At 43.5% G+C, this 1906-nt stretch carries 3 protein-coding genes and 1 pseudogene; all 4 read left to right on the top strand.

Translation table 11 applies throughout. The annotated features are described in order from the left end of the window. Positions 1-255, top strand: a pseudogene (locus AACQ83_RS23955) (structural protein); the annotation flags it as partial. Positions 256-264: 9 nt separating this feature from the next. After that, on the top strand, positions 265-921 hold the full coding sequence (locus AACQ83_RS23950) for a hypothetical protein (RefSeq protein WP_112879890.1): 657 nt from the start codon (positions 265-267) through the stop codon (positions 919-921). Beyond that, positions 918-1385 (top strand): lysis protein, encoded by a 468-nt coding sequence (locus AACQ83_RS23945; protein ID WP_112879889.1) that lies wholly within the window; start codon positions 918-920, stop codon positions 1383-1385. Before AACQ83_RS23950 ends, AACQ83_RS23945 begins: the two co-directional genes overlap by 4 nt. After that, entirely contained in the window at positions 1372-1674 is a 303-nt protein-coding gene (locus AACQ83_RS23940) for a hypothetical protein (RefSeq protein ID WP_112879888.1), read from the top strand. Before AACQ83_RS23945 ends, AACQ83_RS23940 begins: the two co-directional genes overlap by 14 nt. The last annotated feature ends 232 nt before the right edge of the window (positions 1675-1906 follow it).

Genomic DNA, 1906 nt, shown 5'->3' with positions numbered 1-1906 from the left:
ATTCAGAATTACCATCGTAAATACGGGATCAACACAATAAACGGCATTATTTCACGATGGGCGCCAAAGATAGAAAATAATACCGATGCCTATATTAATCACGTATGTAAAGACACGGGAGTTACCCGCGACCAAATTGTTGATGTCTTCGATAGAGCATTTATGACAAAGCTGATTAAGTCGGTTATTACCATGGAAAATGGTAGTCAACCTTATAGCGATGAGGTCATTGATAAAGCCTTTTCGCTGTTGTAAGGAAAGTATATGACAAAAGGAACGATTATTTGTTTATGTGATTTAACCGGTATATTTGCAGAGCCTTGGTTAAATGATGGTTACAGTACATTACTAATAGATCCACAGCACAATAAGTCATCGACAGAAAATCACAAGGCAGGCGGAACAATAACAAAAATAGCTAACGTTATTGATTCAGATGAAACGTGGGCTGCAATCCGAAATGTTAAAAATCCAGTTTTTGTTGCCGGGTTTCCGCCGTGTACTGATGTTGCTGTGTCTGGCGCAAGGTGGTTCAAAGATAAGGCTAAAGATGACCCGGCGTTTCAAATTAAAGCGGCGCTGGTGGCTGAACAGTGTAAAAACATAGGAAAGATGCTGAATGTTCCCTGGTTCTTCGAGAATCCTGTCAGTGTATTTAGTAGTATTTTCGGAAAGCCGAATTATACATTTCATCCCCACTATTTCACCGGTTATTGTCATGATGACAATTATACAAAGAAAACCTGCATCTGGGCTGGAAACGGGTTTGTAATGCCGGATGAGTACAAGAATGAATTGTTATGTCAACCAGACGATCGAATTCACAAAGCCTCCCCCAGCCCAGAACGGGCTAACTTTAGAAGCGCTACGCCGCGTGGTTTTTCAACAGCAGTGTATCTTGCTAACAGTCCAATATTATGAAGTTTAACTCTCATGGTTATACAGTTATTGCACTAGCGCTTGTCTGTCTTGTTGCTTATCACTATCGAAGTAAATATACAGATCAGCTCGATACAAGCATTAAGCTACAGAGTGAGTTGCTGGAGCAGCAGAATGAAATCGTTAATCAGCAGGAGAGGATAAGGCGCCTGTCTGAACTGGATAATCAGCATACAAAGGAACTAGCCAATGCGAAATCTGAAATCGATGCTCTGCGTGATGATGTTGCTGCCGGTCGTCGCCGGTTGCTCGTCAAAGCCACGTGTCCAGTGTCTGAAACCGCTTCCAGCACCGGCTTGGATGGTTCAAGACCCGCCCGACTGGAGAAAGACGCTGAACAAGATTATTTACGTCTCCTCGGAGAACTCGAAACCCTCGAAGCCCAATTCCTTGGACTGAGGGATTATATGAAGACTGAGTGTAGGGGCAATGATGGTAACAAATGAACTTAAGTACAAAACAGCGTCATGGGGTGAAGTAAAAGCAGATGTTTATGCTGGTGAGAACTGCGATGCACACAATCCGTTTATTGAGATCTATTGCGACGGCGATATGGAATCTGACACCGCAGGCAAAATTACGTTTGACGTTCAGCGCTGGCCAGTAGGAACAAAAATAACAGTTGAAGTACCGTGCTGTCCGACATGTGGTCTTGATGCTGAATTTCAGGATAGCGCTGGTAAATGTGAATGTGGGTTTGACTGGAGAAACTGGGCCAAGGAACAGTATTCATGAACACCCTGCCACCTCAGAGACCTCAGAGTAAATGATTCTGGGGTTGCAGGACTACATCAAAACTCAGTGTCAGTAACAGAGTCTCGCAATCGCGGGACTTTTTTCTATCCGAATTTCACCGCGCACCTCATGCGCATTCAAACCCAAAGAACCTGTTTAGGAAATAGAGCTTGAGGAAATCAGTATTGTGCTGATTCTTTGGTCTGATTTTCTATGAGGCAGGCTCTATCTC

This window comes from Photorhabdus sp. S10-54, assembly GCF_963878145.1.
GTDB lineage: Bacteria > Pseudomonadota > Gammaproteobacteria > Enterobacterales > Enterobacteriaceae > Photorhabdus > Photorhabdus kayaii.
The sequence above is the reverse complement of the archived record's forward strand: the minus strand, read 5'-3'. Positions and strand labels throughout refer to the sequence as shown.